The 26,327-nt window shown below is 57.3% G+C and carries 21 protein-coding genes; 15 read left to right on the top strand and 6 right to left on the bottom strand.

Annotation, left to right across the window (positions count from 1 at the left end; genetic code table 11):
- Positions 1 to 36: 36 nt before the first annotated feature.
- The 6 genes from ADN00_RS14465 to ADN00_RS14490 form a co-directional block, all read right to left on the bottom strand.
- Positions 37 to 1,584, bottom strand: a complete 1,548-nt coding sequence (locus ADN00_RS14465) for a tetratricopeptide repeat protein (protein ID WP_075063713.1) — start codon at positions 1,582 to 1,584, stop codon at positions 37 to 39.
- Positions 1,562 to 3,073 (bottom strand): NB-ARC domain-containing protein, encoded by a 1,512-nt coding sequence (locus ADN00_RS14470; protein ID WP_075063714.1) that lies wholly within the window; start codon positions 3,071 to 3,073, stop codon positions 1,562 to 1,564. Before ADN00_RS14470 ends, ADN00_RS14465 begins: the two co-directional genes overlap by 23 nt.
- A gap of 176 nt (positions 3,074 to 3,249) precedes the next feature.
- Positions 3,250 to 6,798 carry a pyruvate:ferredoxin (flavodoxin) oxidoreductase gene (nifJ, locus tag ADN00_RS14475; protein WP_075063715.1) on the bottom strand — a complete coding sequence of 1,183 codons (3,549 nt, stop codon included), beginning with the start codon at positions 6,796 to 6,798 and terminating at the stop codon, positions 3,250 to 3,252.
- 103 nt (positions 6,799 to 6,901) lie between these two features.
- On the bottom strand, positions 6,902 to 7,321 hold the full coding sequence (locus tag ADN00_RS14480; protein WP_082390162.1) for a cupin domain-containing protein: 420 nt from the start codon (positions 7,319 to 7,321) through the stop codon (positions 6,902 to 6,904).
- A gap of 29 nt (positions 7,322 to 7,350) precedes the next feature.
- Positions 7,351 to 8,325, bottom strand: a complete 975-nt coding sequence (locus ADN00_RS14485) for a sugar-binding transcriptional regulator (RefSeq protein ID WP_075063716.1) — start codon at positions 8,323 to 8,325, stop codon at positions 7,351 to 7,353.
- Positions 8,322 to 9,410 carry an alcohol dehydrogenase catalytic domain-containing protein gene (locus tag ADN00_RS14490; protein ID WP_082390163.1) on the bottom strand — a complete coding sequence of 363 codons (1,089 nt, stop codon included), beginning with the start codon at positions 9,408 to 9,410 and terminating at the stop codon, positions 8,322 to 8,324. Before ADN00_RS14490 ends, ADN00_RS14485 begins: the two co-directional genes overlap by 4 nt.
- Positions 9,411 to 9,800: 390 nt before the next feature.
- Here ADN00_RS14490 and ADN00_RS14495 point away from each other — a divergent pair, with 390 nt between their 5' ends.
- The 15 genes from ADN00_RS14495 (at position 9,801) to ADN00_RS14565 (ending at position 26,317) form a co-directional block, all read left to right on the top strand.
- The gene (locus tag ADN00_RS14495; protein WP_075063717.1) at positions 9,801 to 10,745 is read left to right on the top strand and encodes a sugar-binding transcriptional regulator; all 945 of its coding nucleotides are present in this window, start codon (positions 9,801 to 9,803) and stop codon (positions 10,743 to 10,745) included.
- 117 nt (positions 10,746 to 10,862) lie between these two features.
- Positions 10,863 to 12,020, top strand: a complete 1,158-nt coding sequence (locus ADN00_RS14500) for an ABC transporter substrate-binding protein (protein WP_075063718.1) — start codon at positions 10,863 to 10,865, stop codon at positions 12,018 to 12,020.
- A 76-nt stretch (positions 12,021 to 12,096) separates the two neighbouring features.
- The gene (locus ADN00_RS14505; RefSeq protein ID WP_075063719.1) at positions 12,097 to 12,969 is read left to right on the top strand and encodes a branched-chain amino acid ABC transporter permease; all 873 of its coding nucleotides are present in this window, start codon (positions 12,097 to 12,099) and stop codon (positions 12,967 to 12,969) included.
- Positions 12,970 to 13,003: 34 nt separating this feature from the next.
- Positions 13,004 to 13,897, top strand: a complete 894-nt coding sequence (locus tag ADN00_RS14510) for a branched-chain amino acid ABC transporter permease (protein ID WP_075063720.1) — start codon at positions 13,004 to 13,006, stop codon at positions 13,895 to 13,897.
- A complete protein-coding gene (locus tag ADN00_RS14515; protein ID WP_075063721.1) occupies positions 13,894 to 14,664 on the top strand; it encodes an ABC transporter ATP-binding protein in 771 nt (256 codons plus the stop codon). The genes ADN00_RS14510 and ADN00_RS14515 overlap by 4 nt, the downstream gene beginning before the upstream one ends.
- 8 nt (positions 14,665 to 14,672) lie before the next feature.
- Positions 14,673 to 15,395 carry an ABC transporter ATP-binding protein gene (locus tag ADN00_RS14520; RefSeq protein WP_075063747.1) on the top strand — a complete coding sequence of 241 codons (723 nt, stop codon included), beginning with the start codon at positions 14,673 to 14,675 and terminating at the stop codon, positions 15,393 to 15,395.
- Between the two features lie 27 nt (positions 15,396 to 15,422).
- Positions 15,423 to 16,397 (top strand): sugar phosphate isomerase/epimerase family protein, encoded by a 975-nt coding sequence (locus tag ADN00_RS14525; protein ID WP_075063722.1) that lies wholly within the window; start codon positions 15,423 to 15,425, stop codon positions 16,395 to 16,397.
- Between the two features lie 13 nt (positions 16,398 to 16,410).
- Positions 16,411 to 17,472 (top strand): 2,3-butanediol dehydrogenase, encoded by a 1,062-nt coding sequence (locus tag ADN00_RS14530; protein WP_075063723.1) that lies wholly within the window; start codon positions 16,411 to 16,413, stop codon positions 17,470 to 17,472.
- A gap of 29 nt (positions 17,473 to 17,501) precedes the next feature.
- The gene (locus tag ADN00_RS14535) at positions 17,502 to 18,689 is read left to right on the top strand and encodes a trans-sulfuration enzyme family protein (RefSeq protein WP_075063724.1); all 1,188 of its coding nucleotides are present in this window, start codon (positions 17,502 to 17,504) and stop codon (positions 18,687 to 18,689) included.
- 10 nt (positions 18,690 to 18,699) lie between these two features.
- On the top strand, positions 18,700 to 20,199 hold the full coding sequence (locus ADN00_RS14540) for an FGGY-family carbohydrate kinase (RefSeq protein ID WP_075063725.1): 1,500 nt from the start codon (positions 18,700 to 18,702) through the stop codon (positions 20,197 to 20,199).
- 126 nt (positions 20,200 to 20,325) lie between these two features.
- Positions 20,326 to 20,970 (top strand): L-ribulose-5-phosphate 4-epimerase, encoded by a 645-nt coding sequence (locus ADN00_RS14545; protein ID WP_075063748.1) that lies wholly within the window; start codon positions 20,326 to 20,328, stop codon positions 20,968 to 20,970.
- Positions 20,971 to 21,127: 157 nt separating this feature from the next.
- On the top strand, positions 21,128 to 22,144 hold the full coding sequence (locus ADN00_RS14550) for a 2-hydroxyacid dehydrogenase (protein WP_075063726.1): 1,017 nt from the start codon (positions 21,128 to 21,130) through the stop codon (positions 22,142 to 22,144).
- 280 nt (positions 22,145 to 22,424) lie between these two features.
- Positions 22,425 to 23,681, top strand: coding sequence for an argininosuccinate synthase (locus ADN00_RS14555; protein ID WP_075063727.1), 1,257 nt, complete (start codon positions 22,425 to 22,427; stop codon positions 23,679 to 23,681).
- Between the two features lie 8 nt (positions 23,682 to 23,689).
- The gene (argH, locus tag ADN00_RS14560) at positions 23,690 to 25,075 is read left to right on the top strand and encodes an argininosuccinate lyase (RefSeq protein WP_201781202.1); all 1,386 of its coding nucleotides are present in this window, start codon (positions 23,690 to 23,692) and stop codon (positions 25,073 to 25,075) included.
- Positions 25,076 to 25,324: 249 nt separating this feature from the next.
- Positions 25,325 to 26,317: a hypothetical protein gene (locus ADN00_RS14565; protein ID WP_075063728.1), complete on the top strand. Its 993-nt coding sequence runs from the start codon at positions 25,325 to 25,327 to the stop codon at positions 26,315 to 26,317.
- Positions 26,318 to 26,327 lie beyond the last annotated feature (10 nt).

Consider the following 26,327-nt stretch of genomic DNA (forward strand, 5'->3'; position numbering starts at 1 on the left):
GTCCCTGGTGAGTCACCATTTTCTTTTAACTTCCCATCACACAAACATCGGTATAAACGGCGGGTTATCCATCCCGCGACCGTGCAGCCAGCGTTCTGCGCCGATTTCGCACAAGATCTGGCATCCTTGCTGCCAGTGTTGCTCATCCCCTGTCGCGTTGGCCAGGGCGAGCAGGACGGCGGCTTTTTCCAGTTTGCGCTCGCTGTGATTGACCAGGTCCAGGCTTTGGCGCAGCAGGGTTTCTTTTTCTCCGGGGGGAGATAAGAAGGCCAGGCAGCGCAGGTTGAGCTGCAGGAGCAGTTGGGTGTCCATTTGTTGGCACCAGGCGATCATGCCTTTGGCCATGTCCAGCGCTTTATCGTGATCTCCGAGGGCGTGATGGCACAGCGCCAGCCACAGAAAGTCCAGGCCGTAGCCGTCGCGCGAGCCGTGGTTTTCGTAGTAAATGTTGCTGGAGGTCAGCGCTTCAATGGCTTGTTGGTATTCCCCAAAATAATACAAAATGGTACCCAGGTTTCTACGGCCGCGGTGGCCCTCTGAGATGAAGTTAATTTTTTGGGCGTGGGTGATGTGCTGGCGGGTGAGACGCAGGGCTTCGTCCAGGCTGCCGCGGGCGAAATGCACCAGTCCCAGGTTGCCGATATCGTAGGTGATGAGCTGCTGGGAGCCCGTTTTTTTGTAGTAGTCAATGGTGGCTTGCAGGGTTTCTTCGGCCAAGGGCAGCTCGCCCATGCTCCAATACACCAGTCCCAGGTTGCTTTTTAAGGATTCGGCGTTGAAGTGGTCTTCGGCTTCTCGGTAAAGCTGCATGGCCTGCTTCAGGTCGGCGACAGCGGCGGGGTAGCGCGCTTTGGCCCACAGTAAGGTGGAGCGATGGGTCACCAGATCGGCGGTTAGGGTTTTATCGCGGCTGCCTTCTTGCTGGTCGAGCCAGACCATATCTTCCAACAGGCTTAGGGCCTGGTCCCATTTCCCGCGCTCGCGCAGGCGGTCTATCTGGCATTGGTTCATCAGCAGCCAGGCCTGGGTCATGTGGGGGGGAATGGATACGGCAGGATCGCCGGCCAGGTAAGCGGAGCTTGCGTGTTCAAAGTGTTCATCCGCTTTGTCTGGTTGGCCAGTGGAGCGCAAGCAGTAAAAAAATACCCGGCTGGCGCGCGCTGAGAGCCTGGGCGGCGCGGCGGGTGTGGCCAGGACTTCCTGGCAGAGGGCGATTGCCGGTTCAAAATGACCGCTGAAAAATTCAACATCCGCGAGGGCGCATTGGTACTCACAGCGCTGTTCGGTGTGTCCGGCGGGGGTGTTTTTGAGGGCAAAGCGCAGGTGGGGTTCCCACAGGTAGCCCATTCCCCAGCGCAGCGGCAGGGGGTGCAGCGTTGAGATGAATTCCAGGGCGCGCTGGGTGAGGGCGGGGTAGCGGTGCGTCTCTTTGAGGAGGGTCAGAAAGCTGGCCAGGTGGGCGCGCACATCGGCCAGCGGCGCGCTTTGAAGGTACTGGATCGACCGTTCCAATCGCTGCGCCAGCAAGTTTGGGTAATTGGCCTGCCAGTATTGGGATTCGCTAGCCGGATTGCGTGCGCTCATCGGTGCTATCCCCCGACCACAGGTTAAGGATGTCGGTTTGCAGGAAGGTGACGGTCAGGCGGTGCAGGCGGTAGAGCGTAGGCTCGTGATCGGTGTTGGTTTCCAGCAGCGAGAAGGCATCCAGTTCTTGCATGGCGGTGTAGAAGTCCTGCTGGCTTTGCCCGCTCATGATCGATAGGAATTCCAGGTCTTCCCCTTCGGGGTTGGCGGCTAAAAAAGAGAGCAAGAGCTGTTTGGCAGGTTCGCGCAGCGACTGCCAGGTTTTCCAGTAGAGGAAACGGTACAGGCCGTCGGTGCCAGCCTGGGCGCTGCGAAAGCCGGCCAATATTTCATTAAGGGAGTGCAGTTTGAGCTGCGCAGCGACCAGTTTGATCGCCAGCGGCAGGCCGCCGATCACCCGGTAGAGTTCCGCAAAGTCGCGGCTGGCCAGGCTGCCCGGCTGGCCGCGGCGGGTCATTTCCGCGCTGATCAGTTCATACGCCGATTGCACCGGAAGCTCTTGAATGGGCAGGGTGTGAACGAAGGGATATTGGCGCAGGGTCTGGCGAGTGGTGATGAGAAAGCGGCTGCTGCCGGCCATGCGGGCCAGGGCGGGGATGAGCTGCTGGTATTCTTCGATGGTTTCCAGGTTGTCCACCACCACCAGGCAGCGATTCTGGAAGAGGGCGGCGCGTAGTCCTTCCAGGCGCTCTTGCACGGGCTTGCCGGCCAGGGCTGCCAGGCCCATCTGCTCGGCCAGGCGTGCGCTGATATCTTCCAGTGTGGCGCTGGCATCCGGCGAGCGGGTGAGCTGCCCGTCTTCAGCCAGCAGCGTCTGGCGCGCGCTGACCCACAACACTTTTTGCCATAAGGCGACATTTTCGGGCAGGGACACAAAGGCGCGCGCCACGGCAGTTTTTCCGATGCCGCCCATGCCCTCCAGGCTGACCATGCGCGGGCCTTCCGGGTCTTTGAACAGGCGCAGCAGCAGGCTGGTGTAACTTTGCACGCCCACCAGTTGGGTGTATTCCGGGGTGGGCAGGTGTTGGGTAACGGCAGCTACCTGGCTGTGGTTTTGCAGGGCGCGGCGGCGCAGGGTTTGGGTGAGCAGGGCCAGGCCCTGGTTGATACGCCGGCGCAGATGCTGGGGAACCACGCAGGCTGCCTGTGAGATCTCTTCCACGCTCAGGTCAATGGGGCTGAGGTAACGGTAATACAGGCAGCACCAGGCCTGCAGGTCGGAATTTTTGGTTGAAAAATCTTCAAAAATTTGTGCCAGTGTCTGCTGGCGGTTGGCGGGCAGGGCGCTTTTCAGACCTTCCACTTTTCGCATTTGAAGGTAGGTATCGGTGATGGTGTTGATGAGCAGATCTTCAATCACCAGGCGTTTTTCCTCTGGCGAGCGGATCCCTTCGACCAGCGCAAACAGCCCGCCGTGAGGCGGGTTTCCGCTGCGCAGGGCTTTGAGACTGGCTTCAATACTGGATGGCGATATCTCTGCGAGATCCATGTGTGATTTCTGTTCAGTTCCGCTTGAATTTTGGATATTTTATCCTCATTCATTATAGCTGAAAAGTGATGAAAAGCATGCAGCGCGGGCGCACTATGGCCAGTGATAACAGTGACAGAAAAGAACCGCCCAAAACGGGCGGCTCTTTTAAGAGTGTGCTTCAGGAAAGGCGCGGCTTATTCAACGCCGGCCGAGCGTTTGAGCAGCTTCCACTTCTCTTCCACCTGATGCTGCGCCGATTGCATCAGCATCTGGGCGCGTTCTTCGTCGCGGTTGACCAGCATGCGGTAGCGGGTCTCGTTGTAGGCGTATTCCGATACGGGGATGGACGGCTCTTTTGAGTCGATCTGCAGCGGATTCTTGCCTTCGGCGGCCAGGCGCGGATCAAAGCGGTACAGCGGCCATACGCCCGATTCGACGGCCAGTTTTTGTTGTTCGAGGCCTTTGTGCATGGGAATGCCGTGGGCGATACAGTGGCTGTAGGCGATGATCAGCGAGGGGCCGTTGTAGGATTCGGCTTCCTGGAAGACCTTGAGGGTGTGGCGGTCGTTGGCGCCCAGGGCGACGCGCGCCACATACACATAACCGTAGGTCATGGCGATCATGGCCAAGTCTTTCTTGGAGATCGGCTTGCCGTTGGCGGCGAACTTGGCCACCGCGCCGGTGGGGGTGGCTTTGGAGGACTGACCGCCGGTGTTGGAGTAGACTTCCGTATCCAGTACCAGCACGTTGACGTTGCGGCCAGAGGCGAGCACATGGTCGAGACCGCCGTAGCCGATGTCGTACGCCCAGCCGTCACCGCCCATGATCCATACCGATTTCTTGATCAGGTAGTCGGCGATAGAACCGAGCAGCGTCAGGCGGCGATTTCCGTCGGCAGCGCAGAGGGCTTTCAACTCGGCCACGCGGGCGCGCTGGGCCTGAATGCCGCTCTCACTGCTCTGGTCGGCGTCCAGAATGGCGTCGGCCAGCTGCGCGCCGATGGTCTCGCGCAGTTCTTTCACCAGCTCGCGGGCCTGTTCGGCCTGTTTTTCGGCGGTGAGCATAAAGCCAAAGCCAAATTCGGCGTTATCTTCAAACAGGGAGTTGGACCAGGCCGGGCCACGGCCGTCGGCGTTGATCGCCCACGGGGTGGTGGGCAGTGAGCCGCCGTAGACCGAGGAGCAGCCGGTGGCGTTGGCGATAAGGGCGCGGTCGCCAAAGAGCTGAGAGAGTAGCTTGACGTAGGGCGTCTCGCCGCAGCCGGCGCAGGCACCGGAGAACTCGAACAGCGGGCGCATGAACTGCGAGTCGCGCACCAGATTCAGGTTGAGCTTGCCGCGGTCGATCTCAGGCAGGCTGAGGAAGAAGTTCCAGTTGGCGGCTTCCTGCTCGCGAATTTCGGGCTGCGACACCATCTCCAGGGCTTTGCGCGCCGGGTTGGTTTTGTCTTTGGCCGGGCAGGCTTCCACGCACAGGCCGCAGCCGGTGCAGTCTTCGGGGGCGACCTGGATGGTGAACTCGCCACCCTCGATCAGCTTGAATTTGGCCGGGGTGTGCTTGAAGGTCACCGGGGCGTTTTGCAGGGCATCAGCGGCGTAGACCTTCTGGCGGATGGCGGCGTGCGGGCAAACCAGCGAGCATTTGCCGCACTGGATGCACAGGTCGCTGTCCCAGGCGGGGATGGTGAGGGCGATGTTGCGTTTTTCGTACTGGCTGGTGGCCGAGGGGTAAGTGCCGTCCACGCTCATGGCCGAGACGGGCAGGTCGTCGCCCTGGCGGGCGGCAATTTTGCCCAGCACGTCGGTTACATAGGCGGGGGCGTTGGCGCTCATCGCCGGGCGCAGGTGAATCTGACTGGTGACCTGGGCGGGAACCTTGACCTCGTACAGGTTTTCCAGGGCGCGGTCAACGGCGTTGAAGTTCTGTTCCACCACGGCGCGCCCGCGCTTGCCGTAAGTCTTTTCGATGCTGGTTTTAATGCGTTGGATGGCCTCTTCACGCGGCAGCACGTTGCTGATGCCGAAGAAACAGGTTTGCAGGATGGTGTTCATGCGCTGGCCCATGCCGGTTTCCTGAGCCACTTTGTAAGCGTCAATCACATAAAACTTGAGACGCTTGTCGATGATGGTCTGCTGCACTTCCTGGGGCAGGTGATCCCACACTTCTTCCGGGCCGTAGTAACTGTTGAGCAGGAAGGTGGCGCCGGGTTGGGCGTATTTGAGCACGTCATAGGTCTCAAGGAAGAAGAACTGGTGGCAGGCCACAAAGTCGGCAGTGTTCTTTTCGATCAGGTAGGGCGCGCGGATGGGGTCGGGACCAAAGCGCAGGTGCGAAACGGTGATCGAGCCGGATTTCTTGGAGTCGTACTCAAAGTAGCCCTGGGCGTAGTTGTCGGTGCCTTCACCGATGATCTTAATTGAGTTTTTGTTGGCGCCCACGGTGCCGTCGGCACCCAGGCCAAAGAAGATGCAGCGATGTGTTTTCTCGGATTGGATGTTGAAGGTTGGGTCGTAGGGCAGGCTGGTGAAGGTAACGTCGTCTTCAATGCCGATGGTGAAAGAGTTTTTGAGGGTTTCAGCGTTGAGGGCATCCAGCACGCCTTTGACCATGGCGGGGGTGAACTCTTTGCTGGAGAGGCCGAAGCGCCCGCCAACCACCAGCGGCATGCTGTCGATTTCGCCGTTGGTGAGGGCGTTGGTCAGGCCGGCGACCACATCCTGGTAGAGCGGTTCGCCCATCGCGCCGGATTCTTTGGTGCGGTCGAGGACAGCGATGCGCTGCACGCTGGCAGGCAGCACGGCCAGCAGGTGTTTCATGGAGAAGGGACGGTAAAGGGTAACCTGCACCGCGCCGACCTTTTCGCCGCGCGCTGCCAGGTATTTCACCGTCTCGGCGGCCGTTTCAGCGCCGCTGCCCATTAAAATTACCACACGCTCGGCGTCGGGGGCGCCGAAATAAGTGAAGGGCTGGTAAACGCGGCCGGTGAGTTGGGCAAATTCAGCCATCACCTCGGCTACCACGCCCGGGCAGGCAGCGTAATAGCGATTGGCGGCTTCGCGCCCCTGGAAGTAAACGTCGTAGTTTTGCAGGGTGCCGCGGATGAAAGGTTTTTCGGGGTTCAGGCCGCGCGCACGGTGGGCGATTACGTCTTCATCGCGGATCAGGGCGCGCAGGGTGTCATCGTCCAGGTATTCGATCTTGTTGACTTCATGCGAGGTGCGGAAGCCGTCAAAGAAATGCACAAAGGGAATGCGGCTGCGCAGCGCCGCGGCGGTGGAGATGAGCGCCAGGTCGTGAGACTCTTGCACCGAACTGGAAGCCATCAGGCCAAAGCCGGTAGCGCGGGTGGCCATCACGTCTGAATGGTCGCCGTAAATGGAAATAGCCTGATAAGAGAGCGCGCGCGCCGAAACGTGCATAACCATTGAAGAAAGCTCGGCGGCAATTTTGTACATATTGGGGATCATCAATAGCAGACCCTGCGAAGCGGTGAAGGTGGTGGTGAGCGCGCCGGTTTGCACCGCGCCATGCACCGCGCCAGCCGCGCCGCCTTCGGCCTGCATTTCGGCTACCGAGGGCACCGTGCCGTAGATGTTCTTACGGCCTTCTGCCGACCAGGCATCTGAAAGCTCGCCCATGCCTGAGGAGGGAGTGATAGGGTAGATGGCGATGACCTCGCTGATGCGGTACGCGGTATGGGCAGTCGCCTCGTTGGCATCCATTACTTTAATCGTCTTAGCCATTAAATTGCTCCTGAGAGGGGGGTTGGGTACAGCCAGATGGAGCGATGCGGGGGAACGCGCTCGCTCCATCTGGAAAGAAATGTCGGTGGATGAGAAGCTGCGCTTAAGCTGATTTTCCGGTCAGTTTAAGGTATTCTTGCAGGCGCTCTTTGGCGGGAATAACGCAGATGAATCCCAGGGGTTCGTCGCCGGTGTTGATAATGCCGTGCACGTCATTGGGGGCGATGTAAACCATATCGCGCGCCTGCACCGGGTATACCACGCCATTGAGGGTTACTTCGCCTTTCCCGTGCAGGAAGTAAATGCCGTGGTCGTGAACGTGCTGGTCGGGCATGGTGGAATTGCCGCCCGGCTGCACGCAGAAATAGCGGAAGACAAAGTTTTCGGCGCCGTCTTGCCCGCCAATCACTACCTTGCCGGTGGCATATTTGGCGGTATCATCGGCGGGAATTTGTTTGGGAACCGCGCCTTCCCAATTGAACTCGGTGTCGGTGCCATTAAAGTGGTGGACTGCTGAACTCATTTTCACTCTCCTTATGCGAGATAAGATGATTAACTCTGTGCGAGTAATTTCTGTGCGGTGGTTACATCGGTGATTAATACGTTGACATAATTGCCCAACAGGGCGGCTTTCATCGCCTGAATCTTGTTTTGCCCGCCGGAGACCAGTACGCTGTACGGGATGCGTTTCAGATCTTCCAGTTGCACGGCCATCAGGCGGCCATCCAAAGGGCTGGGTACGGGGCGGCCTTTCTGGTCGATGAAGTGCCCTAACAGGTCTCCGACCGCTTTTTGTTTTTGGAGCTGTTGGAGAATTTCTTCGGAAATATAGCCAATCTGGTGCAGCAGGGCGTCTTCATCCACGGTGCCCACGCTGGTCATGAGAATGTCGCAGGAGCGCGCAATCTCAAAGCGTTCGGCAATTTGTTTTTCGCCCATGAGCAGGTCACGGATAGATTGATTGGAGACGAAGGTGGGCACATCCAGCAGGCGCGCCTGGCCGCCGTAGAGCTGGGCCATGCGGCTGATGACGGCATACGAGCTGAATCCGCTGTTGACCGAATCGGACGCGCCCATGACTTCGATGAAGGTGGTGCCGGTTTTTTGGCCAGGCTCAATCATCTCGGGGAAGTGGGCCAGGGTGCGGCCCATTGAAATTCCCACCACGCGCTCGCCGTTCAAGTTGGGGGTTAGCCATTCCACCGCGGCGCGCGCCAGCGCGCGACGCAGCGGCTCGCCGTTGGGCACATCCAGGGTTACTACCGCGTCGCGCAGATTGTACTGAGAAATTAACTGGTGCTCCAGGTCTACAAAGAAACCGGGGGGCTGGTTGATGCGAATGTCGACAATGCCCAGACTTTTGGCGCGCGAAATGAGCCGGGTTACCTTGATGCGCGAGCAGTTCAGCTCGTCGGCAACTTCGGTCTGCGTCAGGCCTTGGATGTAATACAGCCAGGCCGCGCGGGTAATGAGGCGCAATTCTTCGAGGGGAATGTTCCCGGTTGAAGAATTCTTCGGCAGGTTCATGAATCAGTCCCTATTTTTTTGGAGACGGGTTGAATTTCCTGGTCAATACCGTGCGGGTAGACAACAGTCTTCAGCGATTCGCCGGCATCCAACATCATGCGGAAGGCGGAGAAGGTGTCGTCCAGTTCGCAGCGGTGGGTGATGGCTGCCTTGGCATCGATGCGCCCGGCGGCCAGCCACTTCATGATCTGGCTGGTGTCGTTGTGGTCGGCGGAGTATTTGGCCGAGACTTTCATCTCGGTGAAGTACTGGCGCTGCGGGTTGATCGTCCAGAGCGGTTCGGGCATGGTGGGCGCGCCGAGGTGCAAAAAGCCGCCGCGTTCCACCAGGTTGTGGCCCTGCGAATAGAGCTGCACGGTGGGAACGGTGACGATGACCACATCGGCCAGGTAGCCGCCGTTGATGTCGCGCAGTTTCTCTTCGGGGTTTTCGGTTTTGGGGTTGATGGTGTGGGTGGCGCCCATGCTGAGCGACTTGTTCAACCGCCAATCGGAGAGATCCATTGAAATCACTTTGCCCGCGCCGAAGAGGGGAGCCATGTGCAGGAAACCCATGCCCATAAAGCCCGCGCCGATGACAAGCACGGTGTCGCCGGGCAGGATTTCGGTTACTTTCAGGCCGCCCAGCACGCAGCCCCACGGCTCGCAGACGGTGGCTTCGGCAAAAGTAACGTTATCGGGAATGATCAGGGTGTCGCGATTGAGCTGGCGGCTGGGCACGCGGAAGTACTCGCAGGTGGTGCCGGGGAACAGTTTGGATTCTTTGAGGTGCTCGCAGAGGGTGAATCGTCCGCGCAGACACTGGCGGCAGGTGCCGCATGAAACATAGTGGTTGACGAATACGCGGTCACCAACGTTAAAGTTCTTCACCTGCGAACCCTTGTCAACAATAATTCCAGCGGGTTCGTGGCCCATCACTTTGGGGGCGCGGGGAGCGTGATACCACTCCATCAATTCGCCGCCGCAAATGCCACTGGCGATGGTTTTGACCAGCACTTCGTCGGGGCCAATCTCAGGGATCGGCATTTCTTCGATCCGAATATCTGAGTTGTTATAATATACTGCCGCTCGCATCATCTCTTTCATCAGCTCTTGTCCTGTTTGGTTATTGATAAGGTGTGATCAATTGTTCATTATTCTGTACAATTGTTCTTTTCAAAAAACATTATAAATCGATGTTAACAGTTTGTCAATTTTCTTTAAGTTTTCAATTTTGAGCAGGCAGGGGTAACGATCGGGTTGAATGGTGAAAAAAACCACGAAATCCTGGGTGATTTGAGCATTATTGTGGGTATAATGAGATAATAAAGGTAAAAATTATGTAAAAAATCCACATCTGAACAAAATTGCGGATTTCGTTAAAAGGATATGAGAATCAGAAATTGTTATTGACTGGTTAACAACTTGTTGCTATAATGTTATAAATGTGCAGTACTGAACAACTGTTCACGCCCTGTTTGTGAGTCATTGAGGTTTATGAACGCCATCCTTCTCGAAAAAGTTGCCAAACTCTATTATGAAGACGGAATGACGCAAGAAAAAATTGCGCAAAAAATGCGCATTTCGCGTCCGAAAGTTTCGCGTTTATTAACTGAAGCGCGGGCCGAAGGTGTGGTGCAGATCATTGTCAGCTCGCTGCCCAATGGCTTTGAAGACCTGGAGCGCGAACTGGAGATGAAAGCCGGCTTGCTGGACAGCGTGGTTGTGCGGGTGAGCCGCCCGGATGATTCCATGATGGTCAGCCAGGAGTTGGGCGCGGCGGCAGCGCAGTATTTTGAGCGGATTGTTCAGGACGGCGATATTGTGGGCTTTACCTGGGGAAACACCCTCTCGGTAATGGCTGACCAGATTTCTCCGATTAAACTGCGGCAGATGTTGATTGTACAAATGGTGGGTGGGATGGGCGATCCGTTTTCGGACGCGCATGCCGGCGATATTGCCCGCCGCGTAGCGCAGACCTTAAATGCCAAGCTGGCGGTGATGCCCGCGCCCGGCATTGTGGACACCGTGGAAATGTGCGAGGCCATGCGCAAGAACAAGCATGTCAGCTCCGCGCTTTCACTGGGCGCCGAGGTAAAGGTGGCCTTTGTGGGGATCGGTTCTTTCCGCAAAGACGCGCTGCTGATGCGCAATGAAGATATCATTTCCTGGCAGGAGGTTGATCCGTTGATTAAACGGGGCGCGGTGGGCGATATTGGCCTGCGCTTCTTCGATATTCAAGGACGCCGCCTTCTGTCAGAAATTGACCAGCGGATTATTGGTGTAGAACTGGATGTCATCCGCAAGCTGGAGCGGGTGGTAGGCGTAGCAGGGGGTACACAGAAGTATGATGCCATCTTGGGGGCTGTGCGCGGAAAATATATCAATTCTCTTGTAACCGATGAAGAAACCGCGCGCCGGTTAGTATTGGACCTAGCATGATCCATTCCTCGAAGCGACCTGTGAAAGGAGGCGCAGAATTATCTGAGGCGATTGAAAATTAGCTGATTGCAAGTTTCATTCAGAAACCCAATGTGTACCCATGATTAGAGGAGAAATATGAAAAAGACTAAGCTTGTTTCCGTGTTGTTTGTTGTGATGTTGGTGTCTTCCATGTTGTTGGGCGCCTGCGCCCCCAAGGCCGATGAAGACGTGATCAAAATCGGTTATGTCGGCGCCCTGTCTGGCGAGACCGCTGTGTGGGGTCAGGCTGGCTTGAATGGTATGCTGCTGACCGCTAAAGAAATCAACGAAGCTGGCGGCATCCTGGGCAAGAAAGTGGAAGTTGTTGGTTTGGACGGCCGCGGCGACCCCACCGACTCGGTGAACGCTTTCCGCCGCCTGGTAACCGAAGAGAAGGTGTTGGCTGTGATCGGCACCAACTTCTCGAGCTGCAACATTGCCATGGCCCCCATTGCCGATGAACTGAAAGTTCCGCTCATCGCCACCGCTGCTTCGAACCCCAAAGTAACCGTTGATGAGAACGGCAACCTGCATCCTTACAGCTTCCGCATCGGCTTCATCGATCCCTTCCAGGGTCAGGTTCTGGCCAATCTGGCTTCCAATGAACTGGGCGCCAAGACCGCTGGCGTGATCTATGACATCGGATCGGACTACTCGACCGGTCTTGCTCAATACTTTGAAGAACAATTTGTGAAGAATGGCGGCACCGTGGTCGCGAAAGTGGAAGCCCACTCTGGTGACAATGACTTCCGCTCACAGCTCTCTGTGATTGCCGAAGCCAAACCCGACGTGATCATGGTCCCGTGGATCTACAAAGACGTGGCTCTGATTGCCAACCAGGCTCGCGAATTGGGCATCACCGCCCCGATGCTGGGTGGCGACGGCTGGGACTCTCCTGAGCTGATCACCATGGCCGGCCCCGCGATCGAAGGCAGCTTCTACACCTCGCAGCCTTCCTTTGCCAACCCCGTAACCAAACCCTACTACGATGCCTACATGGCTGAGTACGACAACCTGGTTCCTGAGACCGAAGCTCTGTTCGGCCACGACGGTCTGTACTGGATCAAAGACGCTCTGGAGCGCGCTGGTGAAGTTTCCCCCGAAGCGCTGCGAGCCGCTCTGGAAAACACCACCCAGTTCGACGGCCTGATGGGCTCGATGGCTGTGGATCCGGCGACCCACAACCCCGCCAAACCCGCCTCTGTGTACACCTTCACGAACGGCGAGCGCGTCTGGTACGGCGACTTCAAATAGCCAACGATTGTTAAGCTAATCGGTTCGGGGGGGCTGTGCTGCCCCCCCGACCTAATTTCCACGGAGTAACCAACTTATGATCTGGCAACAAATAGTCAATGGCATCTCAGTCGGCAGTATTTATGCGCTGATGGCGACCGGCTACGCGCTGATTTACTCCCTGCTCGGCTTTTCCAACTGGGCGCATGGCGATATCGCCATGGTCGGCGCATACCTGGGTTTTTTCTTCGTCGCTTCTCTGCACCTGCCGTGGTGGGCCGCATTAATTCTGGCGTTGCTTGGGGCTGGTCTGCTCTCGGTGATTAGCGAGCGGGTAGCGTACCGGAAAATTCGCAAGAATAATTCGCCAACCATGTTCCTGATGATCGCGGCCATGGGTCTTTCGGTGGCGTTACAGAATTTTGTTTTGGTGACGATTGGTTCTAAATTCAAGACGTATCCGCAAATTTTACCGGTCAAAGCAATTGAAATTGGCGGCGTGTATGTTGGACTGTTGGACTTGATCTCATTCTTGGGCGCGGTTATCGTCATTATCATTCTGTATTATTTGATTGAACGGACCAAGTTCGGTTTGGCAGTCAAAGCGGCCGCGGCTAATATGCAGGTGGCCTCCTTGTTGGGTATTAATGTAGACAAATACATCAGCCTGGTATTCCTGCTGGCCGGTTCGCTGGCGGGTCTTTCGGGCGTGTTTCTGGGCATGAAATATACGGTTTACCCCCAGTTGGGTAACTTTGCTTTGAAAGCCTTTATTGCCTCGGTGTTCGGCGGTTTGGGGAGCGTCCCCGGCGCAATTGTTGGCGCTTTGTTTATTGGTCTGATGGAAGTGTTTGTGGCAGGGTATGTGAGCGCTGGTTTGAGAGACCTGTTCACCTTTACGCTGCTGGTTGCTGTGCTTGTCATTCGCCCGACCGGGTTGTTTGGCAAAGATATTCAGGATAAGGCCTAAGCAGGCCAATACCACGGAAGAATGGGGTTCTGTTATGGCTGGATATTATGAAGGATTGATCATTTTAGTTGGGATCAACATTATCGCCGTAATTGGTGTGTCGATCCTGACTGGTTTCACGCGGCTGTTCTCGTTTGGGAACGGCGGCTTTATGGCGATTGGCGCTTATACCGGCGCGATCCTTTCCACCAAGCTGCACACACCGCTGGTTGTCTCCATTTTAGGCGGCATGCTGGTGGCGGGGTTCATCGCCTTTTTATTGGGAAAGATCACCTTGGGGTTGAAAGGCGACTACTTCTTGATTGCCACTCTGGGGTTCGGTGAAAGCGTGCGCGTAATTATTGAAAACTTGCAGAGCGTTACCGGCGGCGCGCGTGGTTATTCGGGCATTCCGTATAAAACCGACCTGTTGGTGATTTTGGTTTCGGTCGCAGTGGCCATTTTCATCGCCTGGAACCTGCTGCACTCGAAAATGGGACGCAATTTTATGGCCATCCGCGAGCAGGAAATCGCGGCAGACGCGATTGGAATTGACACGGCCAAGTACAAGAACATGGCCTTTGTGATCAGCGCCATGTTCGCGGCCTGGGCGGGTGTACTCTTCGCGCATTACTTCACCTTTATCGTGCCGGTAATGTTCAACATGGTCAAGTCCACAGAGATGACCATCACGGTGGTGATCGGTGGCCTGGGCTCGCTGACGGGTTCCATCGTTGCGACCACGCTGCTGACCCTGCTGCCCGAGCTGGCGCGCGCCGCGGCAGAATACCGCATGCTGGCCTACGGTCTGGCGGTAGTGCTGATCATCACCCTGCGGCCGAGCGGCCTGATGGGTTACAAAGAATTTTCCGCGCGCGGCATCTATTACTGGCTGAAAGACCGCTTTACCCGTAAGGCGGTTCATTCCAGCGAGGAGGCTTCCTCATGACAGAAACGATTTTGAAAATCACAGACCTTCAGAAGAATTTCGGTGGTGTGGTTGCCACGCGCGATTTCAGTCTGGATATTGAGAAAAATAAAATTGTGGGCCTGATTGGCCCCAACGGCGCCGGAAAGACCACCATCTTCAATATCATTACCGGTATTTACCAGCCCTCTGGCGGGTCGGTGGAGTTTATGGGAAACAATATTGTGGGTAAAAAACCCTACCAGATTGCCCTGGCCGGAATTGCCCGCACATTCCAGAATATCCGCCTGTTTACCAACCTGTCTGTGTTGGATAATGTGATCATTGCCAGCCACCAAGACTGCAACTACTCGATTTTCAGCGAGATGACCCACCTGGGCAGCTTCAAAAAGACGGAAAAAGCGGTGCGCGAGCATGCCATGCAGCTTTTGGAGATGGTAGGCCTGCAGGATATTACCAACCGCATCGCGGGTGGGTTGCCTTACGGGCACCAGCGCCGTCTGGAGATTGCGCGCGCTTTGGCCATCCACCCTAAACTGTTGCTGTTGGATGAACCGGCTGCTGGTATGAACGCGGACGAGTCGGAAGATTTGTGCAATTTTATTTTTGATCTGCACCGCAAATTTGACCTGACCATCTTCTTGATTGAACATCACATGGATGTGGTGGTAAAGCTGTGCGACTCGATCACTGTGCTTAATTTTGGACAAACCATTTGCCAGGGAACGCCAGAACAGGTGATCGCTGAACCGTGCGTGATCGAAGCCTACCTGGGCGAGGAGGAATAAGCATGAGCATGCTCACGATCAATCAACTCGAGGCCAGTTACGGTGGTATTCGCGCTTTGCGCGGCGTTTCTCTGCGTGTGGAGCAGGGCGAAATTGTGGCCGTGCTGGGGTCTAACGGCGCAGGTAAATCGACATTACTTAAGGCTATTTCGGCGGTGGTGAAACCTACAGCCGGAGAAATTTTGCTGGAAGGCGTGCCCACCCCGCGCGTGCCGTACCGCGTGGTGGAAGCCGGGATTGTGCATGTGCCCGAAGGCCGGCAGATCATTCCCAACCTGACGGTGTATGAAAACCTGATGATTGGCTGTTTCTTACGCAACGATCATCAGCAAATTCAAAAAGATCTCGAAATGGTATATCACTATTTCCCACGTCTGGAAGAGCGCAAGAAGCAGTATGGCGGTTTGCTCTCGGGCGGCGAACAGCAGATGCTGGCGCTGGGGCGCGGCCTGATGGCCAAGCCGAAAATTATGATGCTGGATGAGCCTTCTCTGGGCCTGGCGCCGATCATTGTCAACCAGATTTTTGAGATCTTAACCACCATCAACCGCGAGCAGGGCGCAACAATTTTAATTGTGGAGCAAAACGCTTACAAAGCCCTTTCGATTGCCCACCGCGGTTATATGATGACCACCGGCCTGGTTGAGGCGGAAGGCAACGCCCAAGAACTGCTGGAACGCGAAAACCTGGAAGAAATTTATCTGGGACAGGCGGGCGGAAATCGCAATTAAGGGTTGGTTAGCATAAAAAGGAGATTTATGATGAAGGGTTTGGGAGTTGGTGTTTGGACGTTTGGAATGGGCAGCGAGCGCTATGTGAGCGATGGTTATAAACCGTATTTAACCCTGGAAGAGCGCATTGCAAAAGTTTCGACCCTGAAAGGGATTTCGGGGATCGAAGTTACCTTTCCGAATGATGTGAATGCAGACACAGCGCACAAATTTCGAGCATTGATCAACCAATACGGTCTGTCGCTGTGCGGCATGGGTGTGGAGCTGGTATGCGACAAAGAGTGGCAGAGCGGCTCATTTGCCTCACCCGATCCGCGGCGGCGCGAAAAGGCCATCAGCCTGACGCGCGCGGCGATGGATATGGCGGCAGAGTTTGGGGTATCCAACGTGAGCCTGTGGTTGGGGCAAGATGGTTTTGATTATGTGTTTCAAGATGATTACGCGGCCGCCTGGCAGCGGCTGGTGGAAGGCGTGCGCGAGGCTGCCAATCACCGCTCCGATGTAACCCTGGGCCTGGAATATAAAACCAGCGAACCGAAGATGGCTTGCTACATCAACTCGGGCGGTAAGGCCCTGGCGCTGGCGCAGGCGACCGGCAAGGCCAATGTGGGTATTACTCTGGACGTGGGCCACGCCATCAACGCGCGCGAGAATCCGGCGGAAATTGCTGCCGTGCTGCTGGCCGAAAAGCGCCTCTTCCACATCCATCTTAACGACAATTACTCCTGGTCGGATGATGATATGCCGGTGGGCAGCGTGCACTTTTTGCAGTATGTGGAACTGCTTTACTGGTTGAAGAAACTGAACTATGCCGGGTGGCTGTCGCTGGACCTTTACCCGTACCGTGATGATCCCATTGAAGCCTGCCAGACGTCCATTCATTTTGTTTCCAAAATGCAAAATCTGGTCAACCAGCCGAATTTTGACCGCCTGATTGAAGAGAACCGCGCTTCTGGCAGCCGTTCGGTGCGGGCAGTGTACGAGCTCTTATTGGGTGAATGAGGAGTAAACAGCGATGAAAGCAGCGCGTTATTACGGATTTAAGGATGTTCGCGTGGAAGAGATTCCCGTGCCAGAGGTGCCCGCCGGTTTTGTGCGCGTGCGGGTGGCCTGGGCGGGCATTTGCGGCACCGACCGGCACGAATACACCGGCCCGGTGTGGATTCCGATGGAAAAGCCGCACCGCATCACCGGGCAGATGGCGCCGATTACCCTGGGGCATGAGCTTTCGGGTGTGATTGTGGCCCTGGGCGAAGGCGTTAGCGGCTGGCAGGTGGGTGACCGCATCACGGCCAGCGGTAATATCTACTGCGGGGAGTGCGATCTGTGCAAGAGCGGGCGCGTGAACCTGTGCGAGAATCTGGCGTTCAACGGTATTGGCCGCGATGGTGCGTTTGCCGAGTACATGGTGCTGCCGGCTTACCAACTTTTCCGCGTGCCGGATAGTGTGAGCCTGGAGCAGGCCGTTTTGGCCGAGCCGTTGGCCTGCGGCTGGCACGCCACGCGCTTGCTGGGCGATGTTAAAGGAAAGAATGTGGCTGTGGTTGGCCCGGGCATTATTGGGCTGGCCTGCGTTTTTGCCGCCAAACAGGCCGGCGCGGAGCAGATTATGGTGGTTGGCCTGGGGCGAGACAATGAAGAGCTTGCCCGCCTGGTGGGGGCCACCCATTACGTTGACAGCCGCGACATGAACCCTGTGGAAGAAGGCCGCAAGCTGACCGGCAAACCCGGTTTTGATGTGGTGTATGAATGCGTGGGCGTGCAGTCTTCTTTGAATACGGCTTCCGAGTTGCTGCGCAAATCGGCCAAGCTGATGGTGATGGGTGTGTTTGAGAAGATGCCACAATTCAACATGAATATTTTCCAGGAAGGCGAGCGGGTTTTGTATACCTCGCAGGCCTATACGGATGAACTTCGTGACATATTGGAAGTGATGGAGAAGCAAACCATTCCGGTTGAAAAACTGATCACCGCCCGCATTCCTCTGGAGCGGATCGTGGAAGATGGTTTTGAGGAGCTGCTGCGCAACCCCTCCAAGCATGTCAAAATCGCCGTGCAAATCAAAGCGGTCGATTAATACTTTATATTATTAAATGAAGGAATCTCATGGAAACGAAAGATAAGAAGTTCGCAACCCGCGTGGTGCATGCTGGTCAGCACCCCGATCACGAAACCGGCGCGCTGGTTTCTCCTATGTATTTGACCAGTACGTTTGTGTTCACCCCCGAAAAAATGGAACGCTACATGGCCGGCGACAAAGAAGGTATTTACACCTACGGCCGCTCGCGCAACCCAACCCAGAACATGTTCCAGGAAAAAATTGCCTCTCTGGAAGGCGGAGAAATGGCGCTGGCCACCGCTTCGGGTATGGCGGCGATCTCCACCGCGTTGCTGGGCACCGTTCATGCTGGCGATCATATTATCGCCTGCAAAACCGTCTACGGCGGCACGCACGCGCTCTTCACCAGCATTTTCCCTGAGCTGAATATTGAAGTTACCTTCCTGCCTGAAATGACCCCGGCGGCATTGGACGCGGCCAAACGCCCCAACACCAAAGCGGTCTATGTGGAAACCGTGCTTAACCCCACTCTTGAGGTGCTGGATCTGCAGCCGGTCTTCGATTGGGCGCGCGCCAACAAGGTTCGCTCCTTTGTGGATAACACCTTCACCACCCCGTACCTGTACCGCCCGATTGAGCACGGCGCGGATGTGGTGCTGCACTCGACTACCAAGTACATCAACGGCCACGGCGACCATATTGGCGGTGCGATTGTCTGCGATGCGGTTTACCACGAAAAACTGCGCAGCTCAGTCTACCAGGAGTTCGGCCCGGTTCCCAGCCCGTTTGCCTGCTGGCTGGGCCTGCGTGGTCTGAAGACCCTGCACCTGCGCATGCGCGCGCACTGCGAAAACGCCATGAAGCTGGCCGAGTGGTTGGAACAGCACCCCAAAGTGGTCTCGGTTTCGTACCCCGGCCTCAAGAGCCACCCGCAGCACGATGTGGCCGCCCGCCAGTTTGAGAACGGCTTCGGCGGTATGGTGGGCTTCTGCGTGGAGGGCGGCATCCGCGAGGCGCAGAAGGTGATCAACGCCATGCAAATGGCCTACTACGCGGTTTCCCTGGGCGACCTGGATACCCTGGTTGAGCAGCCTGCCACCATGACACACGGCAAGATGGGCCCTGAGGCGCGCAAGGCCATGGGCATTGAAGATTCCTACATTCGCCTCTCGGTGGGTGTGGAAGACGTGGACGATATCATCGCCGATATCGATAACGCGCTGAAACAGATCTAACCATCACGATATGACACCCAGGACCATTCTGACGGTTGACGCGGGCACATCCCGGTTGAAAGCCGCGTTGTACAGCACAAGCGGTGAGATGCTGGCGTTTGCCGGCCGGCCGATGACGGTTCTGCATCCCTTTGACGGCGCGTGTGAAATGGACATGCGCGCCGTCTGGGATGGATTGGTGGAAGTTTGCCAGGAGCTGTCCGAACGCGCCCCGCGCGAATGGCAGGCGCTGGCAGGTGTGGCGATCACCGGCCAGGGTGACGGAATGTGGCCGCTGGACGAGAACGGTGAACCGGTGGGCAACGCCATTTTGTGGAATGACAGCCGCTGCAAGCGGCTGGAACTGCAGAATGAGGCCGAAATCACTGCCTATGGTGTGGCACACTCGCTGTCGCCGCTGTTTGTGGGCGCGGTCCCCTCGATTTTGCGATGGCTGATGGAGCTTGAGCCGCAGCGCTTCGCAAAAATCCGCCATGCCCTGCACTGCAAAGACTGGCTGGTTTACCGCCTGACCGGGCGGATAATGACCGACCGCAGCGACGCCTCCACCGCGCTGATGAATATTCTGCAAGACCGCTATGAGTTCGATCAATTGGAGCTGATGGGCCTGCCGCGCGAAACCCGCCAGGTTTTCCCTGAGATTGTGGACTCGCTGGAAATTGTGGGCCAAACCAGCCCGGCCGCCGAGGCGGCCTGCCGCCTGCCCGCCGGTCTGCCGGTGATGGCCGGGTCGCTGGATGTGGCCGCCACCACCTTTGGCGCGGGCGCGCGCCAGCCCGGAGACGCGGTTACCATTCTGGGAACCACCTTTTCCAATCAGGTGATTCTGGATGCCAGCCAGGTTTCGCACACGGATGTGGCCGGCAGCACACTGTGTTACCTGTACCCCGGAACATTCATGCGCGTGATGGCTACCACCAACGGCGCGTCCGCGATTGAATGGGCGCGCCGCACGCTGCTGCCACAGGCTTCGCTGGAGGAGATGGAGCAGGGCATCGCTGCCGCCCCCGAAGGCTGCGAAGGGGTGTTCTTCCAGCCGTATTTGAATGGAGAGCGCGCGCCGTTTCGCGAGTCGCGGGCGGCCGGGGCGTTTCATGGCATTACCCCGCGCCACACGCCGCAGCACCTGATGCGCGCTGTGTTTGAAGGCCTGGCCTACAGCCTGCGCCACTGCTATGATCACCTGCCCAAAGGCGATCCACCGGTGATTCTGGCGGGTGGCGCTTCGGCCAGCCGCGCGATGTGCCAGATCTGCGCCAATGTGTTGAACCGCCCCATGCTGCGCGTACCCGACCAGGAGTTTGGCCTGTATGGCATGGCCTCTGCCCTGCTGGAAAAACTGGGTTACGTCTCCGCGCGGGGCGCGGCGGTGCAGGAAGGTGAATTTTTCAGCCCGCAGGCCGCCAGCGTGCGGCGGTACGCAGACGGCTTTGGCATCTACCGTCAGCTGCGTGATTCGGAACTTGAATTTTGGAAGGCACGTGATCGCTTTTTAGAGCGGGCCGTTTGACAGAGAATGAAGAAATGCGCTCGCAGCCGGGCTTCGCGGTAAATTTTTCCCGCTTTCTGGCTGGGCGCTGACAGAACTTCTTATTGGTTTCAGGCCGATGAGGCTTGAATTGGGAGATGCAAAATGATGTTACAGGCTTTACGCGAAGAAGTATACAAATGCAATATGCTGCTGCCCGAAAATGACCTGGTGAAAATGACCAGCGGCAACGTCAGCGGGCGCGACCCGCAGACCAACCTGGTGGTGATCAAACCCAGCGGTGTGGCGTATGAAAAGCTCAGCCCGGAGAATATGGTGATTGTCGACCTGGATGGCAACGTGGTGGAAGGCGACCTGACCCCCTCGATTGACACGGAGACCCACCTGGTGGTTTACCGCGCCCGCCCGGATGTTTTTGGCATGGTGCACACCCATTCCACTTACGCCACCAGCTTTGCAGTTTTGGGCCAGCCCATCCCGCCGGTAACCACCACCTGCGGACTAATCGGCGGCGGCGTGCCGCTGGGCCGCTTTGCCTGCTTTGGCGGCGAAACGATTGGTCATGAAGTTGTCAATGTGATTGGCGACTCGTATGCCGTGATTATGCAGAGCCACGGCGTCTTCACCATTGGGCACAGCGCCTCGCATGCCACCCGTGTGGCCGTGGAAGTGGAAGAAATGGCCAAAATTGCCCATTTAGCCATGCTGCGCGGGAAGCCGATCATTTTAACCCCTGAGCAGATTCGTGAAGTCTCCAGCGGGTATGTGAATGATTACGGGCAGAAGAAATAAATCCCTCCTCCTTTTATGGTTCCCCATATTATCTGGTAGGTTTGGTGAGTAAAGAACATTAGCGGTAAAAGAGGATGCGGGGCTGCCCAGACCATAGTTTGGGCAGCCCCTGTCCATTAGAGCGGATGGCATAGATTGTTTCGATGAGGATAAAAACATGAAAGCATTCATAGGAGCGCGCATTACCGACCGGTGGCTGCATGAATTGAAAGAACGTTACAACGTGGAGCAGTCGTTTCACTTCAGCCAGGGCAACCTGAACCCGGCTCAATTGATTGAGAAGATGCACGAATGCCATGTGGCCGTGATTGAGAATGACGATGTGCCTGCTGAAGTATTGAAAGCCTGCCCCGACCTGTTCGCTGTAGTGGACTTTCGCGGCACGCCATCCAATGTGGATATGGAAGAAGCCACCCGCCAGGGTGTGGTGGTGTTCAACACACCGGGACGCAACGCAGACGCGGTGGCCGATTTCGCGGTGGGGATGATGATCGCCTGCGCGCGCCAGGTGCTGCCCGGCGTGGATACCATTCGCAAGAACTGGTGGGTGGAAAAAGGCACGCGCTGGGCGTATGTTACTCACCAGGGCTACGACCTGCCAGGCAAAACCATCGGCCTGGTGGGGTTGGGCGCGATTGGCCGCTTGGTGGCCAAACGCCTTTCCGGTTTTGATGTGCGCCTGGTGGGTTATGACCCGTTTGTAACCGCCGAGGCAGCCGCCGCCTTTGGCGTGGAACGGCTGGCGCTGGAAGACGTGCTAGCCCAGGCGGATATCGTCTCGCTGCACGTGCCGCTCAATGACGCCACGCGCGGTATGATCGGCGCGCGGGAGCTGGCCTGCATGAAGCCTGGCGCTTACCTGGTGAACACCGCCCGCGCCGATGTGGTGGACGGGACCGCGCTGCTGGAGGTTTTACGTGCCGGGAGAATTGGCGGCGCGGCGCTGGATGTGTTCAGTGAAGAGCCAATTGGCCCGGATGACCCGCTGGCGCAGCTGCCCAATGTGGTTTGCACACCTCATTTGGGCGGGGCCACCCGCGACGTGGTAGAGAATCAATCGCGCATTGGGGTGAGCGCCCTGCTGGCGTTTATGAACGGTGAAAGCCCGGCCGTGTGTGTCAATCCACAGGCGCTGCCGGCCGCGCGAGAAAAAATGGCGCGCGCCCGTGGGTAGCGCAAAAATTTGTTAATCAAACGATAATCTTAACCCTATTGACATCCATTTTTTCCTTGCTATGATAGTACCAATGAATATGATTCTGGACGTAACGCAGCGCATGCGAGCTCGACGAAGCTTGTATCCCCACCCGCTCATGGAGGTGGGCTTTTCGCGATGAGTTGAGTCCCTCGATCATTGGTTAAAAGCCTGTAAGCAGTATTTGAAACCCTCCCGAGCGGAGGGTTTTTTATTTTTCTGGTCTTAAACACCCATCTATTTTCAGGAGAAAAAGGAAATGGCAGCAGATAAGAAAGCAAATAAAGTGGTTTTGGCGTATTCGGGCGGGTTGGATACTTCGGTGATTATTCCGTGGTTGATTGAAAACTATGGCTGCGAGGTGATTTGCTTCGCCGCCGACGTGGGGCAGGCCGAAGAGCTGGATAACCTGGAAGCGCGCGCCCTGCAAAGCGGGGCCAGCAAGCTGATTATTGGCGATTTGAAAGAAGAGTTCGCCAAAGATTATCTCTTCCCGATGATTCATTCCGGCGCGCTCTATGAACGCAAGTACTTCCTGGGCACCTCCATTGCCCGCCCGGTGATTGCCAAGCACCTGGTACAGGTGGCCGAGCAGGAAGGCGCGGACGCGATTGCCCACGGCTGCACCGGCAAGGGCAACGACCAGGTGCGTTTTGAGCTGGCGATTATGGCGCTCAACCCCACCCTGAAGGTGATTGCCCCCTGGCGCGAATGGGACATCACCTCGCGGGAAGACGCCCTGGCATACCTGGAAGCGCACAATATTCCCTTCCCCAACAATAACCCCGGCCTTTACAGCCGCGACCGCAACTTGTGGCATATCTCGCATGAGGGCGGAAAACTGGAAAATCTGGCTAACGCGCCGGATGATTCGATGTTTATGCTCAGCAATTCCCCCAAGTCCGCGCCCGATGAGCCGGAAACGGTGGAGATTGCCTTTGAAAACGGCAACCCGGTGGCGATTGACGGCGTTTCTTATTCCCCGGCGCAGATCGTGATGAAGCTCAACGCGCTGGGCGGCAAGCACGGCATTGGGCGGGTGGATATGGTGGAAAACCGCCTGGTGGGCATGAAGTCGCGCGGGGTGTACGAGACTCCCGGCGGCACCATTCTCTACGCGGCGCACCAGGAGCTGGAGTCGATCACCCTTGACCGCGAAACAATGCACATGAAAGACACCCTGTCGCTGCAGTACGCCAAACTGGTTTATTTTGGCCAGTGGTTTACCCCCCTGCGCGAGGCCTTTGACGCATTTTTCAGTGTTACACAGAAAGCCGTTACCGGCAAGATTACCCTGCAGCTTTACAAGGGCAACGTCATCGTCATCAAGCGCAGCAGCCCCTACAGCCTCTACCGCGAAGAGTATGCCACGTTTGGGCCGTCGCCGGTCTATGACCAGTCGGACGCGGCCGGCTTTATCCGCCTGTTTGGGCTTTCGTCCAAGGTGCAGGCCTTGATCCAGATGGATGATGTGAAAGTGCCACAGGTTCCAATTGAAGAAATTGTGCGCGATTAAGAGGCCCTATGAAATTGTGGAAAGGGAGACTGAGCGGATCGCTGAACGCGGCCGCGGCGGCGCTGAACAGTTCGCTGGCCGTGGACGTAAACATGGCCCAGCAGGATGTGCGCGGCAGCCAGGCCTGGGCGCGCGCCCTGGCGCGCAGCGGGTTGATCACGAAAGAGGATTTGTACGCCATTTTGGGCGGGCTGGAGACCATCTCGAAAGAGCTGGCCAGCGAGACCTTTTTGTTTGCCGAAAGCGATGAGGATATTCACACCGCGGTGGAACGCCGTCTGACCGAATTGATCGGCGCGCCAGCTGGCAAGCTGCACACGGGCCGCAGCCGCAACGATCAGGTGGTAACCGACTTCCGGTTGTGGATGCTGGATGCCATTCAGGCGGCCGACTCTGGGCTGGCGGGTGTGCAGTCCGCGCTGCTGGAACGCGCCGAAGCGGATTGGGGCGTGATTCTGCCGGGTTACACCCACTTTCAGCAGGCTCAGCCGCTGCTGTTGAGTCACTGGTGGATGGCGCATTTCTGGGCGCTGCAGCGCGACCGCGAGCGGCTGGTTGATTTGAAGCAAGAAACGGGCGTGCTGCCGCTGGGCTGCGGCGCGCTGGCCGGCAGTGGATTTGTGATCGACCGTTTCGCGCTGGCCGCCGACCTGGGCTTTGCCGCGCCCGCGCCCAACAGCGTGGACGCCGTCTCTGACCGCGATTTCGCCCTGGACTTTTTACACTGCGCGTCAATGATCGGGCTGCACCTCAGCCGCCTGGCCGAAGCGCTGATTTTATACTCCACACGGGAGTTCGGGTTTATCACTTTCGCGGATGAATATTCCACCGGCTCCAGCCTGATGCCGCAGAAAAAGAACCCCGACCCGATGGAACTGGTGCGCGGCAAAAGCGGCGTGCTGATTGGTTTGCAAACCGGGCTGATGGCGGTAGTTAAAGCCACTCCCTCGGCCTACGATAAGGACTTGCAGGAAGACAAGGCCCCGGTGATGGAAGCCGCCAGTCTGCTGGAAATGCTGCTTCCGGTAACGGCCGGAGCTCTGCGCACGCTGCAAGTGAACCGCGAGAAGATCGCCGCCGCGCTGGACCCGGCCATGCTGGCAACCGACCTGGCCGACTACCTGGTAGAGAAAGGCGTGCCCTTCCGCGAGGCTTACCAGGCGGTGGGGGCAGCGGTGCGCTGGAGCGTGGAGCAGGGCGTGTCGGTTTGCGATCTTCCGCTGGAGACCTGGCGCGGACTGCACCCGGCCTTCGCCGCGGATGTGAAAGAAGTTTTTCAGTTTCCACGCGCGGTTGCCCGCCGGGCGAGCTGGGGCGGCACCGCCCCTGAGGCCGTGCGCCTGCAAATGGAGCGCGCCCGAAAGATGTTGGCATTGGGGGGCGGCCAGCCGTAACCCTGCCGCCCCAAAAAGATGGAAACATCCGTTGGCGTCCAAACAACGGTTTCGTTTCAGACATGGTTTCCGTAAGGCACGGCGCCTCCCCGCGCCGTGCCGCCCTTTAACAACACGGTTACCTTTAAATTTTTTCCTGATTTGGCTGGAATGTGATAAGATCATTTTTGCTGCGAGGCGTGCTAACGCGGCTATTTTGCTGAGTGGAGCAAGACCCTGGATCCGTTAATTTTTAATTTCTATCAGCTGGTGCGCCTGGAAGTATGGAGCGCGGATGAACGCGCGCTTGGCTTTTACCGCGCGGAATACAGCCATCATTTGCAGCAAGGCGAGCAGCCTTACCAGGTGGTGGTGCGCCTGCGGATCAACCTGCCAGAACAGACGGCCCGGCTTATATTTCATACCCACAAGCTGCTGGCGCGCTGGCGTTATTCGATTGAGTTTGGCACGGATGAAATCAACATCGAGGCGCGCGGAAATTATTTCTCCATTCCCATGATCCATCACATGCTGGTGCACCCGGCCCTGCGCTTCCTGGCTTCGACCAGGGGCGTTTTGATGCTGCATGCCGGCGGCGTGAGCCGTGACGGGAAGAGCGTGCTCTTCAGCGGTAAGGGGGGCACTGGAAAAACAACTACCACGGCCATCCTGCTCTCTGACCGGCAGACCGGCTGGCAGGTGCACGCCGATGATTATGTTTTTCTCACTCCGCAGCCCAAAAGCTTGGCTTATATGACCCGCCAGCACATTTACCTGCCGCTGCTCAAATGGGCTCCGCAGGTGGGTGCGGTGATGAACACCTGGGAACGATCGGGTCTGTTTGTGTTTGGGCATCTGCGCCGCTGGAGCCATGAAGGGCTGAAGTGGCCAGTGCGGATTGAGCCGGAACGCGCCTGGCCTAAAAATGACCTGTGCTTTGAGGCCAGCCCGGCGGGGTTGGTGCTGCTGCGCCGTGATCAGCGCGAAAAAGCCGAGCTGCGTCCCCTGGCAGACCGCGCGGCGGCGCTGGATGAACTGCTGGAGATGAATTTTGAAGAGGGGCGCCATTTCATCGATCTGGCCTCAGCTGTTCACCCCGATTTTGATCAGCGGTTGGCGGCCTGGCGGCACCGCGAGCGCGAGCTGCTGGCAGCGGTGATTGAAAAAGTGCCCCTTTACGAACTGGTGCTGCCCTATACCACCCAAGATTTTCGATCAGCGCAAATGCGCATTTCCGCTTTGTTGCTGTCGATTATGGAATAACGTTGATCTA

It is taken from the genome of Ornatilinea apprima, from assembly GCF_001306115.1.
Classification (GTDB): Bacteria; Chloroflexota; Anaerolineae; order Anaerolineales; family Anaerolineaceae; genus Ornatilinea; species Ornatilinea apprima.

Bases quoted from the DNA above. Each gene is read 5' to 3' on its own strand.
- ADN00_RS14465 (WP_075063713.1), bottom strand. From the start codon at position 1,584: ATGAGCGCACGCAATCCGGCTAGCGAATCCCAATACTGGCAGGCCAAT.
- ADN00_RS14470 (WP_075063714.1), bottom strand. From the start codon at position 3,073: ATGGATCTCGCAGAGATATCGCCATCCAGTATTGAAGCCAGTCTCAAA.
- nifJ (WP_075063715.1), bottom strand. From the start codon at position 6,798: ATGGCTAAGACGATTAAAGTAATGGATGCCAACGAGGCGACTGCCCAT.
- ADN00_RS14480 (WP_082390162.1), bottom strand. From the start codon at position 7,321: ATGAGTTCAGCAGTCCACCACTTTAATGGCACCGACACCGAGTTCAAT.
- ADN00_RS14485 (WP_075063716.1), bottom strand. From the start codon at position 8,325: ATGAACCTGCCGAAGAATTCTTCAACCGGGAACATTCCCCTCGAAGAA.
- ADN00_RS14490 (WP_082390163.1), bottom strand. From the start codon at position 9,410: ATGAAAGAGATGATGCGAGCGGCAGTATATTATAACAACTCAGATATT.
- ADN00_RS14495 (WP_075063717.1), top strand. From the start codon at position 9,801: ATGAACGCCATCCTTCTCGAAAAAGTTGCCAAACTCTATTATGAAGAC.
- ADN00_RS14500 (WP_075063718.1), top strand. From the start codon at position 10,863: ATGAAAAAGACTAAGCTTGTTTCCGTGTTGTTTGTTGTGATGTTGGTG.
- ADN00_RS14505 (WP_075063719.1), top strand. From the start codon at position 12,097: ATGATCTGGCAACAAATAGTCAATGGCATCTCAGTCGGCAGTATTTAT.
- ADN00_RS14510 (WP_075063720.1), top strand. From the start codon at position 13,004: ATGGCTGGATATTATGAAGGATTGATCATTTTAGTTGGGATCAACATT.
- ADN00_RS14515 (WP_075063721.1), top strand. From the start codon at position 13,894: ATGACAGAAACGATTTTGAAAATCACAGACCTTCAGAAGAATTTCGGT.
- ADN00_RS14520 (WP_075063747.1), top strand. From the start codon at position 14,673: ATGCTCACGATCAATCAACTCGAGGCCAGTTACGGTGGTATTCGCGCT.
- ADN00_RS14525 (WP_075063722.1), top strand. From the start codon at position 15,423: ATGATGAAGGGTTTGGGAGTTGGTGTTTGGACGTTTGGAATGGGCAGC.
- ADN00_RS14530 (WP_075063723.1), top strand. From the start codon at position 16,411: ATGAAAGCAGCGCGTTATTACGGATTTAAGGATGTTCGCGTGGAAGAG.
- ADN00_RS14535 (WP_075063724.1), top strand. From the start codon at position 17,502: ATGGAAACGAAAGATAAGAAGTTCGCAACCCGCGTGGTGCATGCTGGT.
- ADN00_RS14540 (WP_075063725.1), top strand. From the start codon at position 18,700: ATGACACCCAGGACCATTCTGACGGTTGACGCGGGCACATCCCGGTTG.
- ADN00_RS14545 (WP_075063748.1), top strand. From the start codon at position 20,326: ATGTTACAGGCTTTACGCGAAGAAGTATACAAATGCAATATGCTGCTG.
- ADN00_RS14550 (WP_075063726.1), top strand. From the start codon at position 21,128: ATGAAAGCATTCATAGGAGCGCGCATTACCGACCGGTGGCTGCATGAA.
- ADN00_RS14555 (WP_075063727.1), top strand. From the start codon at position 22,425: ATGGCAGCAGATAAGAAAGCAAATAAAGTGGTTTTGGCGTATTCGGGC.
- argH (WP_201781202.1), top strand. From the start codon at position 23,690: ATGAAATTGTGGAAAGGGAGACTGAGCGGATCGCTGAACGCGGCCGCG.